We start from the raw sequence: 14628 nt of genomic DNA, 5'->3' as shown, positions 1-14628 counted from the left end.
AAGCCCCGATGTCCCCGATCCGCCCTGCCCTCGGCAGCCTCGTGCTGCTCTGTCTGCTGCTCGCCGCCTGCGACCGTCCGGCCGAGGAAGCCGCCGCCCCGCCCGCGCCCAGGGTGCAGGTGGAGACCCTGCACCCCAAGCCCCTGGCCATCGCCAGTGAATTGAGTGGCCGCCTGGTGGCGCCACGGACCGCGGAAGTACGGGCACGGGTCGCCGGCATCGTGCTGCAGCGGGTGTTTCGCGAGGGCAGCGAGGTCAAGGCCGGCGAGGTGCTGTTCCGCATCGACCCGGCGCCGCTGCAAGCCGAAGTGGACAGTGCCGCCGCCGCCCTGCGCAAGGCCGAGGCCAGCGCCTTCCAGGCGCGGCGCCTGGCCGAGCGTTATGCGGCACTGGTCGAGAGCGAGGCGATCAGTCGCCAGGAGCAGGACAACGCGCGTGGCGCCAGCCTGCAGGCGGAGGCCGAGGTGGCGGCGGCCCGGGCGGCGCTCAAGCGGGCGCGGCTGAATCTGGGCTATGCCACGGTCACCGCGCCCATCGCCGGGCGCATCGGCAAGGCGCTGGTCACCGAGGGCGCGCTGGTCGGCCAGGGCGATGCCACGCCCCTGGCGATCATCCAGCAGCTGGATCCCATCCATGCCGACGTCACCCAGTCGACCCGCCAGCTCAAGGCGCTGCGCGATGCCCTGAGGGACGGCCGGCTGCAGCAGGTGGCGCCGGATCAGGCACGGGTGACGCTGCTGCAGGAGGATGGCAGCCCCTACCCCGAGAGCGGCCGCCTGCTGTTCGCCGATCTCACGGTGGACGCCAACACCGGGCAGATCACCTTGCGCAGCCAGTTTCCCAATCCACGACGCGACCTCTTGCCGGGCAGCTTCGTGCGGGTACGCCTGGAGCAGGCGCGCCTCGACCAGGGTTTGAGCGTCGCCCAGCAGGCGGTGCAGCGCAGCGTCGATGGCGGGGCCCAGGTCTGGGTGGTGGATGCCGAAAACCAGATCGCCCTGCGCGAGGTGCGCCTGGGCCCGGTGGTCGAAGGTCGCTGGGTGGTGGAGTCCGGCCTCGCCGCCGGTGAGCGCGTACTGCTCTCCGGTCTGCAACAGGCGCAGCCGGGCCTGGTGGTGGAACCCCAGGAAGCCCAGGCCGCCACGGCGGAGGTGCGCTGATGGCCAACTTCTTCATCGACCGCCCGGTGTTCGCCTGGGTGGTGGCGCTGTTCATCCTGCTCGCCGGGCTGCTGGCCATCCCGCAGTTGCCGGTGGCCCAGTACCCCAATGTGGCGCCGCCGCAGATCGAGCTGTACCTGACCTATCCGGGCGCCTCGCCGCAGACCCTGGACGAGAGCGTGGTCAGCCTCGTCGAACAGGAACTCAATGGCGTCAATCACCTGCTCTATTTCTCCTCCAGCAGCAGCCAGGGCAGCGCCACCCTGACCGTGACCTTCCAACCCGGTACCGATCCGGAACTGGCCAAGGTGGACATCCAGAATCGCCTCAAGGTGGTGGAGCCGCGCCTGCCGCGGGCGGTCACCCAGCAGGGCATCCAGATCGAGGAGACCTCGGCCGGCTACCTCATGTTCGTCACCCTCTCCGCCACCGACGAGCGCCTCGACACCACCGCCCTGAGCGACTACCTGGCGCGCAACGTGGTCAACGAACTGCGCCGCCTGGACGGCGTGGGCAAGGCCCAGCTGTTCGGTGCCGAGCACGCCCTGCGCGTCTGGCTCGATCCCAGTCGCCTGGTGGCGGTCGGCCTGACCCCGGCGGACGTGACCCGGGCCATCGCCGAGCAGAACGTCCAGGTGGCGGCCGGCAGTATTGGCGAGCTACCGGCCCCCGCTGGCCAGGAACTGACCGCGCCGGTGCTGATCAAGGGCCAGCTCAGCGACCCCGCGGAGTTCGCCGGCATCCTGCTGCGCGCCGGAGCCGACGGTTCCAGCGTGACCCTGGGCGACGTGGCCCGGATCGAAGTGGGCAGCCAGAGCTACAACTTCGGCACGCGGCTGGACGGCAAGCCTTCGGTGGCGGTGGGGGTGCAGCTGGCACCCACCGCCAACTCCCTGGCCACCGCCCAGGCCGTGCGCGCCAAGCTGGCCGAGCTGTCCCAGTATTTTCCACCCGGGATGAAATACGACATCCCCTACGACACGGCGCCCTTCGTCGAGATCTCCATCACCCAGGTCATCCATACCCTGCTGGAGGCCATGGCGCTGGTGTTCGCGGTGATGTACCTGTTCCTGCAGAACCTGCGCTACACCCTGATCCCGACCCTGGTGGTGCCGGTAGCGCTGCTGGGCACCTGCGCCGTGCTCCTGGCGCTGGGCTATTCGATCAATGTGCTGACCCTGTTCGGCATGGTGCTGGCCATCGGCATCCTGGTGGACGACGCCATCGTGGTGGTGGAGAACGTCGAGCGACTCATGGCCACGGAGGGCCTCGATCCCCGCGCGGCCACCCGCAAGGCCATGGGCGAGATCTCCGGCGCCATCGTCGGCATCACCCTGGTGCTGACCGCGGTCTTCGTGCCCATGGCCTTCATGAGCGGCTCGGTCGGCGTCATCTATCGCCAATTCTCGGCGTCCATGGCGGTGGCCATCCTTTTCTCCGCCTTTCTCGCCCTGAGCCTGACCCCGGCGCTGTGCGCCACCCTGCTCAAGCCGATTGCCCAGGGCGCCCATGCCCGCGGCAGCTTCTTCGGCGCCTTCAATCGGGGCTTCGAGCGCCTGACCGGCGGTTTCGAGGGCTGGGTGGCCCGCGCCATCCGCCGCCTGCTGCCCAATCTCGTGCTGTTCGCCGTCCTGCTGGCGGCCCTGGTAGCGCTCTATGGCCGGCTACCCGGTGCCTTCCTGCCCACCGAGGATCAGGGCTATCTGATCACCGACATCCAGCTGCCGCCCGGCGCCACCCAGGAGCGCACCCTCAAGGTGATCGAACGCCTGGAGCGCCATTACGCCGAGGAGCCGGGGGTGGCCAACGATCTCGTCCTGCTCGGCTTCAGCTTTTCCGGCAGCGGCCAGAACGCCGCCCTGGCCTTCACCACCCTCAAGGACTGGTCCGCCCGCGGCCCGGCCGATTCCGCCGCGGCCATCGCCGAGCGCGCCAATGCCGCCCTGGCCGGCGAGAGCGAGGCCCAGGGCTTCGCCGTGCTGCCACCGCCGGTGGAAGGCCTGGGCACCTCCAGCGGTTTCGAGGTGCGCCTGCAGGACAGGTCCAATCGCGGCCAGGTGGCGCTCAAGGCGGCGCGGGATGAATTGCAGGCCAAGCTGGCGGGCAATCCGATCATCGCCTACGTGCGGGAAACGGCCCTGGCCGACAGCGCCCAGGTGCAACTGGTGGTGGATCGCCGCCAGGCCGCCGCCCTGGGAGTGGGTTTCGCCGCCCTCGGCGAAACCCTGGGCACCGCTCTGGGCTCCAGCTACGTCAACGACTTTCCCAATCGCGGCCGGATGCAGCAGGTGATCGTCCAGGCCGAACTGGACACCCGCAGCCAGGTGGACGACCTGCTGCGCCTGGAGGTGCGCAATGAGCGCGGGCGCATGGTACCCCTGTCCGCCTTCGTCAGCGCCGACTGGACCCAGGGTGCGGCGCAACTGTCGCGCTACAACGGCTATCCGGCCATCAGCCTGTCCGGCGAGCCGCTGCCCGGTCACACCACCGGCGAGGCCATGGCCGAACTGGAACGCCTGGCCGCGGAGCTGCCGCGGGGCTTCGCCCTGGAGTGGACGGCGCTGTCGTTGCAGGAACGCCTCTCCGCCGGCCAGGCACCGGTGCTGCTGGGGCTGTCGCTGCTGGTGGTGTTCCTCTGCCTCGCCGCCCTCTACGAGAGCTGGTCGATTCCCACCGCGGTGCTGCTGGTGGTGCCCCTGGGGGTGCTCGGCGCGGTGCTGGCGGTGACTTTGAGGGGCATGCCCAACGATGTCTTCTTCAAGGTCGGCCTGATCACGGTGATCGGCCTGACGGCGAAGAACGCCATCCTGCTCATCGAATTCGCCAAGAGCCTGCACGACGGCGGCCTGGACCTGTACCAGGCCACCTGCCGTGCCGCCCGGCTACGCCTGCGGCCCATCGTCATGACCTCGCTGGCCTTCATCCTCGGCGTGGTCCCCCTGGCCCTGGCCACCGGCGCTAGCTCGGCGAGCCAGCAGGCGGTGGGCACCGGGGTGATCGGCGGCATGCTCAGCGCCACCCTGGCGCTGGTCTTCGTGCCGGTGTTCTTCGTGCTGGTGCTGCGGGTGGTGGGGCGGTTGCGGCGCAATCCGGAGCAGCGTCCTGACTAGATCCGACCTGCTGTCGCGGATGGCCAGCCTTCGCGGCGGGTCATCCATCGCGTTTTCCACCGAGACCTACAGCCGCACCCGGTGGACAAGGCAACGCCCCGGTCCAGGCTACGCCCTATCCAAGTCTTACAACCCCAGCTCGCTCAACCCTGGATGATCGTCCGGCCGCCGCCCCTGGGGCCAGTGGAACAGCCGCTCGGCCTCGCTGATCGGCAGGTCGTTGATGCTGGCGTGACGCTCGGCCATCAGGCCCTGGTCGTCGAAGTGCCAGTTCTCGTTGCCGTAGGCGCGGTACCACTGGCCGTCTTCATCCCGCCATTCGTAGGCGAAGCGCACGGCGATGCGCGCGCCGTCATGGGCCCAGAGTTCCTTGATCAGCCGGTACTCGTGCTCGCGCTGCCACTTGCGGGTGAGAAAGGCCTCGATGGCGGCGCGGCCCTGGAGGAAATCCGAGCGATTACGCCAGCGGCTGTCGGCGGTATAGGCCAGGGCCACCTTGGCCGGATCGCGGCTGTTCCAGCCGTCTTCGGCGGCGCGGACCTTTTGCTGGGCGGACTCCAGGGTAAAGGGAGGAACGGGGGGACGGGCAGCGCTCATGGGGGACTCTCCTTGGCAGATGAGGCCCCAGTGTCAGGCCGCAGCGGGGGTGGCACAAGGTCGATCACCCCACGGATCTGGCCAGTTTACTCAGAGCTCCACCAGCCGATAGTGCAACCCCCGCACCACCGCCTCGACCCTGTTGCGCGCCCCCAGTTTGCGAGCCGCGGAGTTGAGGTGCAGGTTGACCGTGGCGGTGGAGCGGTTGAGGGTCGCGGCGATGCGCTTGGCGGTCAGGCCTTTGGCCGAGTATTGCAGGCATTCGCGCTCGCGCGGCGTCAGGCGGATCTGGCCGCAGCGCCGCTCGGCGGGCGCGAGCAATTCGTCGGCGCGGGCCTGGAAGGCATGGGCGAGGACCAGAAAGGCGCCTAGACAGGCTTCGCCGGCGGCCTCGGCGTCCGGGGCATCGGCATCGAGGATGCCGGTCAGGGTGGCGAATGCACCGCCGGGCAGGTGCAGCGGTACCGTCACCCCGGTAGCGAGGCCGCTGTCCCGCACATAGCATGTGACCGGCCGATGACTGTCACCCAGATACTCGCGCAGGGCGCTACGGGTTTCGCTGCGAAACGACCAGACGAAGGGTGCCGCGCGCCGGCTGGCGCACTGCTGCACCGGATCGATCTGGTAATAGCCGCGCTCGCACCAGAAGGCCTGCATGTCCGCCGGGGCGTTGCGCACCTTGAACACCGAGGGCGTGATGAGCACCCCCTCGTGGCTCAGCGGCACCGGGGCGTAGTCGTAGATCAGCGCCTTGCAGCCGAGGCGATCAGCGCTGGCCTGCACCGTATCCAGACAGGCGTCGAGCGTGGGCAATCCGACGAGGCGGCGGCTAATGGTGAGCAGATCGGCATGCATCTTGGAGCTCCTCCCCTGGATCACGATGGGGAACGCGAAGCAAAGGTTCTGCCAGTCACGACAGCGCTGCTGCAAACCTAGCACTTTTATGGATGGGGCCAGCGTCCACCCTGGCCTAGAGTCGAGCCTACCCCGCCCCTTCGAGGAAGCCCCCATGACTCAGCACGCTCCGTCCGGCGACAGCGCCGACCTCGCCCGCTTCGGCTACACCCAGGAACTCAAGCGCCAGCTCGGGCTGAAGGACCTGCTGATCTACGGTCTGGTGTTCATGGTGCCCATCGCCCCCTTCTCCATCTTTGGCGGGGTGTTCGATGCCAGTCATGGCATGGTGCCCCTCACCTACCTCATCGGCTTCGTCGCCATGCTGTTCACCGCGGTCAGCTACCAGCAGATGTCGCGCGCCTTTCCGGTGGCCGGCTCGGTCTATGCCTACGTCGGTCGCGGCCTGCATCCGGCGCTGGGCTTTCTTGCTGGCTGGGCCATCCTGCTCGACTACCTGCTGGTACCCACCCTGCTCTATGTGATCGGCGCCAACGCCATGGCAAACGTCATCCCAGCCATTCCCCAGCCGCTGTGGATCGTTTTCTTCGTCGGCCTCAACACCCTGGTCAACCTGCGTGGCATCGAGACCACCGCCCGCGCCAACCGGCTGTTCCTCTATGGCCAGCTGGCGGTGCTGCTGGTGTTCGTGGTGCTGGCGTCCCTGGCCATCAGCCGCGGGGTCAACGGCGCCGAATGGACCTTGAAGCCGCTGTACAACTCCCAGGAATTCTCCCTGCCGCTGATCTTCAGCGCCCTGTCGGTGGCGGTGCTGTCCTTTCTCGGCTTCGACGCCATCTCCACCCTCTCCGAAGAAACCCGCGGCGGCAGCCGCGTGGTGGGTCGCGCCACCCTACTGGCCCTGACCCTGGTGGCCGCGCTGTTCATGGTGCAGACCTGGCTAGCCGCCCTGCTGCAACCCAACCTGATCCAGTACCCCGACGCCGATGCCTCGAACAACGCCTTCTACGAGATCGGCCGACTGATCGCCGGCCCCTGGCTGCAGGTGGTGATCGCCCTGGCGGTGGCCATCGGTGCCGCCATCGCCAATGCCCTGGTGGCCCAGGCCGCCACCTCCCGGCTGCTGTTCGCCATGGCCCGCGACCGCCAGCTGCCGCAGTTCCTGCGCCAGATCCATCCGGTGACCCGAGTGCCCCAGCGCGCCATCCTGCTGGTGGCAGCGCTGAGCCTGGGACTGGGCCTGTTCTTTGTCGGCCAGATCAATCTGCTCGCCTCCATGTGCAACTTCGGTGCGCTGACCGCCTTCCTGCTCCTGCATGTGGCAGTGGCCTGGCACCACCGCGGCGCCGAGCGCCCGCTGCTGCATGGGCTGGTCCCGCTGCTCGGCTTCATCGTACTGGCCTATGTGCTGTTCAACGCCGACATCTACGCCAAGGTCGGCGGCAGCTGCTGGATGGTGCTGGGTCTGGCCGTGCTGGCCTTCCTCAGGCTCAGCGGCCGGACCACGGAATTCAAGGCGAACGACGCCGTCCATTAGGCACAGACCCGCCGCGGAGGCTCCCGATGATCAAGACCCTGCACAGCCAGCACTGCCATTGTGGCTGGGATCACAGCCTCGCCCCGGCGCTGGAGGTCGCGCCGGGCGAGACGGTGAGCTTTGCCTGCCGTGACGCGGCGGACGGCCACTTCCACGCCCACTCCAGCGCCGCCGACGTCGCCACCCTGCCCTTCGAGCGGGTCAATCCGGTCTGCGGCCCGCTGTGGATCGAGGGTGCCGAGCCCGGTGATGTACTCAAGGTGACGCTGGACAGCTTCACCCCCAGCGGCTTTGGCTGGACCGCCAACATACCCGGCTTCGGCCTGCTCGCCGACCAGTTTCCGGACCCGGTGCTGCAGCTCTGGCATTACGACCGCGGCGGGCAGACACCGGCCGCCTTCGGCGAGCTGGCGCGGGTCCCACTCAAGCCTTTCGCCGGCACCCTGGGGGTGGCTCCTGCTGCGCCAGGTCTGCACTCGGTGGTGCCACCGCGGCGGGTGGGCGGCAACCTGGATATCCGCGACCTGGCCGCCGGCACCAGCCTCTACCTGCCGGTGGAGGTAGCCGGAGCGCTGTTTTCCATCGGCGATACCCATGCTGCCCAGGGCGATGGTGAGGTCTGCGGCACCGCCATCGAGACCGCCATGGCGGTCACCGCGACCTTCGAGCTGATCAAGCAGCAGCCGCTGGCCATGCCGCGCTTCAGCACCCCGGGGCCGGTCACCCGCCACCTGGACGGCGCGGGTTACGAGGTCTTCACCGGCGTCGGGCCGGACCTGCTGGCTGCGGCGCGCATGGCCGTCAGCGGCGCCATCGACTGGCTCGGGCAGACCCGCAACCTGCCGGCGGAACAGGCCTATCTGCTCTGTTCGGTCTGTGGCGACCTGCGCATCAGCGAGATCGTCGACGTGCCCAACTGGGTGGTTGGCTTCTATTTCCCGCGGATCGTGTTCGAATAGTCTGGCGCCCGCCGCGGCAACGTCCCCCACAGCGAGGCGATGACGATCAGCAGGCCGCCCAGCCAGCCCCAGAGGCCCAGGCGTTCGTCCAGCCAGAAGCTGGCGAACAGCGCGCCGAACAGCGGCTCGGCGCCCATCAGCAGGGCGACGCGGGTGGCGCTGGTGCGGCCCAGGGCATAGTTCTGGGCGAGAAAGGCGCCCAGGGTGCAGAACAGCACCAGGTAGCCGGTGGCGAGCCAGAAGCCTGGCTGTATGGGCAGCGGCGCCAGACCCGGGCCCAGGACGAACAGCAGCAGACAGGCCAGGCCCACCACGCCGGTCTGCACCGCGGTCAGCGCCAGGGCCGGCACCGGGGCACTGGCCTGCTGCAGGCGCCGGCGCACCACGCAGACGTTGACCGCGCGCAATACGGCCGCCAGCAGGATCAGGCCGTCCCCCAGGTTGAAGCTCAGGGTCACCCCACGGGTCAGCAGCCCGGCGCCCGCCACCGCCAGCGTCGCGGCGCCCAGGGCACGGGCCTCGGGGCGCTGGCCGAGCAGCCACCATTCGGCGAAGGGGGTCAGGGCCACGCAGAGGCTGATGAGAAAGGCGGCGTTGCTGGCGCTGGTCAGGGCCACGCCATAGGTCTCGGCGAGAAAGATCGCCAATAGCAACAGACCGGTCGGTATTCCTGGTCGCCAGGCCCGTCGGCCCTCGCCCCTCAGAGTGGGCAGCAACAGCGCCGCGGTGAGGCAGAAACGCAGCGCCAGGTAGCCCAGCACCGGATAGAGCACCACGGCGTCCTTGACCACGGCGTAGCTGGTCCCCCAGACCAGGGCGGTGGCGAGCAGCAGGCCTTCGGCGAGGCCGAAGGTGGGGCGTTGCGACATGACGGTTTCTCCTTGGACAGGCCGCCAGTGTGCCCGCCCTAGGTAGGCACCATAAGCCCGTTCGCGTGCATAGCTCTTGTTCCGCTGGGGAAGCAATGACAGTCTTCCCGGCCCCATTGCTTCCCATGGATTCCGGCATGGACCTTCTGCGCGCCCTTCCCCTGTTGCCCTGCATGGTCGCCTTCGCCAAGGTGGTGGAGACCGGCAGCTTCACCGCCGCCGCCCGGCTGCTGGACGCCACGCCTTCGGCGGTGAGTCGCCAGGTGGCGCGGCTGGAGCGGGAGCTGGGCGTGCGCCTGTTGCAGCGCACCACCCGCCAGCTGCGCCTGAGCGAGGCCGGCCGCGAGGTGCTTGGCCACTGCCGCCAACTGCTAACCGCCGCCGGCGCGGCACTGGACAGTGGCCTGCAGCACCGCGAAGAACCTCGCGGCCAGGTGCGGCTGGCGGTGCCCAAGGCGGTCGGCTACCGGCTGATAGCGCCGCTGCTGCCGGACTTCTTCCAGCGCTATCCCGAAGTGGATCTGCAACTGCGCCTGGACGACCGCCCGCTGGACCCCATCGCCGACGACCAGGATCTGCTGGTGCGCATCACCGAGCAGCCGCCTGCCGGCTTCGTCGCCCGACCGCTGCGGGAGATGGACTTCGTGCTCTGCGCCAGCCCGGCCTATCTAAAAGGGCGCGGCACGCCGCAGCAGCCCCAGGCACTGGCCGAACACGATTGCCTGTACCTGGGCGAAACTCCGGGCGACCAGCGCTGGCAACTGCGCCGCGGCGACCGGGTGGAAAGCGTGACGGTGCGCGGCCGCCTGGCCTGCAATCACAGCGGCGTGCGCCTGGAAGCCACCCTCGCCGACCTCGGCATCGCCTGCCTGCCGGCCTTTGCCGCCGAAGCCGGTCTGGCCGACGGCAGCCTGCTGCGGGTACTGCCCGACTGGCAATACCTCGGTCCCTACCAGGGCACCGCCTGGCTGCTCTATCCACCGGATCGCCAGCTGCCGGCAGCGGTCAGGGTGCTGGTGGATTTTCTGCTGGAGCGACTCCGGCCTGCGGCAGCTTCAGGCTAATACGGCCACCGACTTGAGCTGCGCCCAGACCCGACTGCCCGGCTGCAGCGTCAGGCGCTCCAGCGAATAACGGGTGATCCGCGCCAGCAGCGCCGTACCGCCCAGGTCCAGGCGCAAGAGCACCTGGGCGGGCGAGCGGGTCGGGGCGATCTCGGCGACGGTAGCGGGCAGCACATTGAGGATGCTGCTGTGCTGGCGTTCCAGGCTCAGGCTGACATCTCGCGCCAGTACCTTGATGCGTAGCGCCTGCCCGGACGGCAGCGGCGCATGGGCGAGCAATACGCGCTGCTCGCCCGGCAGGCCCAGACTGAGCAGGCCGTAGTCCGGGTCATGGCCGAGCACCCGCCCTTCCAGCACCACTCCGGCGTCTTCGGCCAGGGCGATGGACAGGTCGAGGCGCGCCAATACCTCGGTGGTCGGCCCACTGGCCAGCACCCGGCCCCGCTCCAGCAGCACCAGGTGATCGGCCAGCCGCGCCACCTCGTCGGGGGCGTGGCTGACATAGAGGATCGGCAGCGCCAGCTCTCGGGTCAGGCGTTCCAGGTAGGGCAGGATCTCGGCCTTGCGCTCGGCGTCCAGCGCCGCCAGGGGCTCGTCCATGAGCAGGAGGCGCGGACTGGTCAGCAACGCTCGGGCGATGCCGACCCGCTGGCGTTCGCCGCCAGACAGGCGCGCCGGCATGCGCGAAAGCAGTCCTTCGATGCCTAGCAGCTCGACGATCTGTTCCAGCGCCAGCCGCCGGTCGCCCGGTGCCACCCGCCTCCAGCCGAACAGTAGATTGCGACGCACGTCCAGGTGCTCGAACAGATTGGCGTCCTGGAAGACGTAGCCCAGGGCGCGCCGGTGCGGCGGCAGGAACAGCCCGCGTTCGCTGTCTTGCCAGGTCTCGCCGGCCACCACCAGGCTACCGCGGGCCGCGGTTTCGAGGCCGGCCACGCACCTCAGGCAGCTGGTCTTGCCCGAGCCCGAGGGGCCGAACAGCGCGGTGACGCCGCTGCCGGGCAACGCCAGGTCCACGTCCAGCGTGAACCCCGGGTGCGCGAGTTGGAATCTCGCCGCGAGACTCATGTCCAGGCCGACCGCCCGCGGCGACCATAGAGCAGCAGCAGGATCACGAAGGAGAAGACCAGCATGCCGCCGGCGAGGAGGTGCGCCTGGGGATATTCCATGGCTTCCACGTGATTGAAGATCTGGGTGGAGACGACCTGGGTGCGCCCGGGGATGTTGCCGCCGATCATCAGCACCACGCCGAATTCGCCCACGGTATGGGCGAAGCCGAGGATGGCGGCGGTGACGAAGCCCGGTCGCGCCAGCGGCAGCACCACATGGAAGAAGGTATCCAGGGGGCCGGCCCTGAGGGTAGCCGCCGCTTCCAGGGGACGTGGACCGATGGCCTCGAAGGCGTTCTGCAGCGGCTGCACCACGAAGGGCAGCGAATAGAACAGCGAACCCACCACCAGCCCGGCGAAGGTGAAGGGCAACCGACCCAGGCCCAGCGCTTCGGTCAACTGCCCCACCCAGCCTTCCGGCCCCATGGCCAGCAGCAGGTAGAAGCCGATCACCGTGGGCGGTAAGACCAGCGGCAGGGCCACCAGGGCGCCGACGGGCCCCTTGAGCCGGGAGCGGGTGCGTGCCAGCCACCAGGCGAGGGGCGTCCCCAGCACCAGCAGCAGCAGCGTGGTCACGCTGGCCAGTTCCAGGGTCAGGCGGATCGCCGCCCAGTCCGCCGCGCTCAGGGTCATGGGATCACTGCCGGTAGCCGTAGGCCTTGAGCACCGCGGCCGCCTGGGGTCCCTTGAGATAGGCCAGTAGCGCCTTGGCCGCCGGCTGCTCTTGGCCCTTGTCCAGCAATACGGCGTCTTGGCGGATCGGCTCATAGAGCGCGGCCGGCACGATCCAGGCCGAGCCTTCCTTGATCTTGCCGTCCTGGTAGATCTGCGACAGGGCGACGAAGCCCAGCTCGGCATTGCCGGTGGCGACGAACTGGTAGGTCTGGGTGATGTTCTGGCCTTCGACCCGCTTGGCCGCCACCGCCTCGGTCAGGCCCAGCTTGGCCAGCACCTGAGTGGCGGCCAGGCCATAGGGCGCGGTCTTGGGATTGGCCACGGCCAGGTGGGTGAAGGCGTTCTGCTTGAGTACCGCGCCCTCGCCGTCCACATAGCCAGACTTGGGCGACCAGAGCGCCAGGGTGCCGATGGCATAGGTGAAGCGCGAGCCCTTGACCGCCGCGCCTTCGCTTTCCAGCTTGGCCGGAGTGGTGTCATCGGCAGAGAGAAAGACCGCGAAGGGCGCGCCGTTCCTGATCTGGGTATAGAGCTGGCCGGTGGCGCCGCTGGAAATCACCAGCTGATGACCGGTGTCCCGGGTGAACTGCTCGCCGATGGCCTTGAGCGGCGCGCTGAAATTGGCGGCCACGGCCACCTGGACCTCGTCGGCCAGGGCGGGGGTGGCCAGGGCCGCGGAGAGCAGCAGCGACAGGCGGGAACGGCTAGACAGCATCGGGTTTTCTCCATCAGGGGTTGGGCGTGAGGCTGACGGCACTGAAAACAACGTTCAGGCCTCCCGCAGCAACGAGACAAAAGAAAACGCCGCTGGGTTTCCCCAGCGGCGTTTCGGCGGACGCTTACGCCAGCTTCTTGTACTTGACCCGCTTGGGCTGGGCCGCGGCCTCGCCCAGGCGCTTCTTGCGATCGGCTTCGTACTCGGTGTAGTTGCCTTCGAAGAACACCACGTTGGAGTCATCCTCGTAGGAGAGGATGTGGGTGGCGATACGGTCAAGGAACCAGCGATCGTGGGAGATCACGATGGCCGCGCCGGGGAAGTCCAGCAGGGCGTCTTCCAGGGCGCGCAGGGTTTCCACGTCCAGGTCGTTGGAGGGTTCGTCCAGCAGCAGCACGTTGCCGCCCTGCTTGAGGGTCAGCGCCAGGTGCAGACGACCGCGCTCACCGCCGGAGAGGTCCTTGACGAACTTCTGCTGGTCGGCGCCCTTGAAGTTGAAACGACCCACGTAGCTGCGCGAAGGCACCTCGTAGTTGCCGATCTTGATCACGTCGGAGCCGTCGGAGACCTGCTCCCAGACGGTCTTGGTGTCGGACAGGTTCTCGCGGCTCTGGTCGACGCTGGCCAGTTGCACGGTGTCGCCGATCTCGATGCTGCCCGAATCCGGCTGCTCCTTGCCCATGATCATGCGGAACAGGGTCGACTTGCCCGCGCCGTTGCCACCGATGACGCCGACGATGGCGCCCTTGGGCACCACGAAGCTCAGGTCGTCGATCAGCAGGCGATCGCCGTAGCCCTTGCTGACGTTCTTGAACTCGATGACCTTGTCGCCCAGGCGCTGACCAGCAGGGATATAGATCTCGTTGGTCTCGCTGCGCTTCTGGAATTCCTGGGACTGCATTTCCTCGAAGCGCTGCAGACGGGCCTTGGACTTGGACTGGCGGGCCTTGGCGCCGGAGCGCACCCATTCCAGTTCGGCCTTCATGGCCTTGGCGTGGGCGGCTTCCTGCTTGGCTTCCTGGGTCAGGCGCGCGGCCTTGGATTCCAGCCAGCCGGAGTAGTTGCCCTCGAAGGGGATGCCCTGGCCGCGGTCCAGTTCCAGGATCCAGCCGGCGACGTTGTCGAGGAAGTAGCGGTCGTGGGTGATGGCCACCACGGTGCCGGGGAAGTCGTGGAGGAAATGCTCCAGCCAGGCCACCGAGTCGGCGTCCAGGTGGTTGGTGGGTTCGTCCAGCAGCAGCATGTCGGGGGCCGACAGCAGCAGGCGGCACAGCGCCACGCGGCGCTTCTCGCCACCGGAGAGCACACCGACCTTGGCGTCCCAGGCCGGCAGGCGCAGGGCGTCGGCGGCGACTTCCAGCTGGCGCTCCAGGTTGTGGCCGTCGGCGGCCTGGAGGATGGCTTCCAGCTTGGCCTGCTCGGCGGCCAGGGCGTCGAAGTCGGCGTCCGGCTCGGCGTAGGCGGCATAGACCTCGTCCAGGCGGGCCTGAGCCTGCTTGATCTGGCCGACCGCTTCCTCGACCACCTCACGAACCGTCTGCTCGGGATCAAGTTTCGGTTCCTGCGGCAGATAACCCACATTGATACCGGGCATCGGCCGCGCTTCACCTTCGATCTCGGTATCGACGCCGGCCATGATGCGCAGCAGCGTCGACTTGCCCGCGCCGTTCAGACCGAGCACGCCGATCTTGGCGCCGGGAAAGAACGACAGGGAGATGTTCTTGAGGATTTCACGCTTGGGCGGCACGACCTTGCCGACCCGGTGCATGGTGTAGACGTATTGAGCCATGGGAGAACCTTGGGACCGGAATGAAAAACAGGGGACACAGTATGGCGTCAGCAGCGAACGCTGTCGAAACCCCGCGCGACGAAAGCGCCGGCGCTGATCACGCGGAAAAAACCGGCGGAGACACCGTCCGGTCCCTTATCATAGGCCATCCCTGCCCCGCGGAACCGGGCGCAGCCGAACGGCCATCGC

12 protein-coding genes are annotated in these 14628 nt (G+C 68.5%); 5 read left to right on the top strand and 7 right to left on the bottom strand.

Translation table 11 applies throughout. The annotated features are described in order from the left end of the window. Positions 1 to 8 precede the first annotated feature (8 nt). On the top strand, positions 9 to 1160 hold the full coding sequence (locus tag V6W80_RS03625) for an efflux RND transporter periplasmic adaptor subunit (protein ID WP_338545865.1): 1152 nt from the start codon (positions 9 to 11) through the stop codon (positions 1158 to 1160). Continuing rightward, the gene (locus V6W80_RS03620; RefSeq protein WP_338545864.1) at positions 1160 to 4270 is read left to right on the top strand and encodes a multidrug efflux RND transporter permease subunit; all 3111 of its coding nucleotides are present in this window, start codon (positions 1160 to 1162) and stop codon (positions 4268 to 4270) included. The genes V6W80_RS03625 and V6W80_RS03620 overlap by 1 nt, the downstream gene beginning before the upstream one ends. A 126-nt stretch (positions 4271 to 4396) precedes the next feature. Here the strand turns inward: V6W80_RS03620 and V6W80_RS03615 are convergent, their stop codons facing one another. Then, complete coding sequence (locus V6W80_RS03615) at positions 4397 to 4867, bottom strand: DUF1348 family protein (RefSeq protein WP_160924054.1); 471 nt, start codon at positions 4865 to 4867, stop codon at positions 4397 to 4399. Between the two features lie 90 nt (positions 4868 to 4957). Then, a complete protein-coding gene (locus tag V6W80_RS03610; RefSeq protein ID WP_338545863.1) occupies positions 4958 to 5722 on the bottom strand; it encodes a LuxR family transcriptional regulator in 765 nt (254 codons plus the stop codon). A gap of 154 nt (positions 5723 to 5876) precedes the next feature. Here V6W80_RS03610 and V6W80_RS03605 point away from each other — a divergent pair, with 154 nt between their 5' ends. Together V6W80_RS03605 and V6W80_RS03600 are read left to right on the top strand one after the other, a co-directional pair. Beyond that, on the top strand, positions 5877 to 7259 hold the full coding sequence (locus V6W80_RS03605; protein WP_338545862.1) for an APC family permease: 1383 nt from the start codon (positions 5877 to 5879) through the stop codon (positions 7257 to 7259). A gap of 26 nt (positions 7260 to 7285) precedes the next feature. Next, on the top strand, positions 7286 to 8218 hold the full coding sequence (locus tag V6W80_RS03600; RefSeq protein ID WP_338545861.1) for an acetamidase/formamidase family protein: 933 nt from the start codon (positions 7286 to 7288) through the stop codon (positions 8216 to 8218). Here the strand turns inward: V6W80_RS03600 and V6W80_RS03595 are convergent. Next, complete coding sequence (locus V6W80_RS03595; RefSeq protein ID WP_257704476.1) at positions 8191 to 9087, bottom strand: DMT family transporter; 897 nt, start codon at positions 9085 to 9087, stop codon at positions 8191 to 8193. The two genes, V6W80_RS03600 and V6W80_RS03595, sit on opposite strands and share 28 nt — an antisense overlap. A gap of 137 nt (positions 9088 to 9224) precedes the next feature. On the opposite strand from V6W80_RS03595, the gene V6W80_RS03590 reads away from it, so the two are divergent. Next, positions 9225 to 10151, top strand: coding sequence for a LysR family transcriptional regulator (locus V6W80_RS03590; RefSeq protein ID WP_160924061.1), 927 nt, complete (start codon positions 9225 to 9227; stop codon positions 10149 to 10151). Here the strand turns inward: V6W80_RS03590 and modC are convergent. The 4 genes from modC to ettA all read right to left on the bottom strand — a co-directional run bounded on the left by modC (position 10143) and on the right by ettA (position 14439). Then, entirely contained in the window at positions 10143 to 11219 is a 1077-nt protein-coding gene (gene modC, locus V6W80_RS03585) for a molybdenum ABC transporter ATP-binding protein (protein WP_160924063.1), read from the bottom strand. The two genes, V6W80_RS03590 and modC, sit on opposite strands and share 9 nt — an antisense overlap. Beyond that, the gene (gene modB / locus V6W80_RS03580) at positions 11216 to 11893 is read right to left on the bottom strand and encodes a molybdate ABC transporter permease subunit (protein WP_160924064.1); all 678 of its coding nucleotides are present in this window, start codon (positions 11891 to 11893) and stop codon (positions 11216 to 11218) included. Before modB ends, modC begins: the two co-directional genes overlap by 4 nt. Before the next feature lie 4 nt (positions 11894 to 11897). Continuing rightward, a complete protein-coding gene (modA, locus tag V6W80_RS03575; protein WP_257704481.1) occupies positions 11898 to 12650 on the bottom strand; it encodes a molybdate ABC transporter substrate-binding protein in 753 nt (250 codons plus the stop codon). A 124-nt stretch (positions 12651 to 12774) separates the two neighbouring features. Further along, a complete protein-coding gene (gene ettA / locus V6W80_RS03570) occupies positions 12775 to 14439 on the bottom strand; it encodes an energy-dependent translational throttle protein EttA (protein ID WP_338545860.1) in 1665 nt (554 codons plus the stop codon). Between the last annotated feature and the right edge of the window lie 189 nt (positions 14440 to 14628).

Origin of the sequence: Pseudomonas benzopyrenica, assembly GCF_036884265.1 — a bacterium.
Taxonomy (GTDB): Bacteria; Pseudomonadota; Gammaproteobacteria; order Pseudomonadales; family Pseudomonadaceae; genus Chryseomonas; species Chryseomonas benzopyrenica.
Note: the sequence above shows the minus strand (reverse complement) of the source record. Positions and strands in the feature narration are given on the sequence as shown.

Excerpts from the sequence above, each read along its gene's own strand:
- V6W80_RS03610 (WP_338545863.1), bottom strand. The coding sequence starts at position 5,722 with ATGCATGCCGATCTGCTCACCATTAGCCGCCGCCTCGTCGGATTGCCC.
- modC (WP_160924063.1), bottom strand. The coding sequence starts at position 11,219 with ATGAGTCTCGCGGCGAGATTCCAACTCGCGCACCCGGGGTTCACGCTG.
- V6W80_RS03615 (WP_160924054.1), bottom strand. The coding sequence starts at position 4,867 with ATGAGCGCTGCCCGTCCCCCCGTTCCTCCCTTTACCCTGGAGTCCGCC.
- V6W80_RS03595 (WP_257704476.1), bottom strand. The coding sequence starts at position 9,087 with ATGTCGCAACGCCCCACCTTCGGCCTCGCCGAAGGCCTGCTGCTCGCC.
- V6W80_RS03620 (WP_338545864.1), top strand. The coding sequence starts at position 1,160 with ATGGCCAACTTCTTCATCGACCGCCCGGTGTTCGCCTGGGTGGTGGCG.
- V6W80_RS03605 (WP_338545862.1), top strand. The coding sequence starts at position 5,877 with ATGACTCAGCACGCTCCGTCCGGCGACAGCGCCGACCTCGCCCGCTTC.
- V6W80_RS03600 (WP_338545861.1), top strand. The coding sequence starts at position 7,286 with ATGATCAAGACCCTGCACAGCCAGCACTGCCATTGTGGCTGGGATCAC.
- ettA (WP_338545860.1), bottom strand. The coding sequence starts at position 14,439 with ATGGCTCAATACGTCTACACCATGCACCGGGTCGGCAAGGTCGTGCCG.
- V6W80_RS03625 (WP_338545865.1), top strand. The coding sequence starts at position 9 with ATGTCCCCGATCCGCCCTGCCCTCGGCAGCCTCGTGCTGCTCTGTCTG.
- V6W80_RS03590 (WP_160924061.1), top strand. The coding sequence starts at position 9,225 with ATGGACCTTCTGCGCGCCCTTCCCCTGTTGCCCTGCATGGTCGCCTTC.
- modB (WP_160924064.1), bottom strand. The coding sequence starts at position 11,893 with ATGACCCTGAGCGCGGCGGACTGGGCGGCGATCCGCCTGACCCTGGAA.
- modA (WP_257704481.1), bottom strand. The coding sequence starts at position 12,650 with ATGCTGTCTAGCCGTTCCCGCCTGTCGCTGCTGCTCTCCGCGGCCCTG.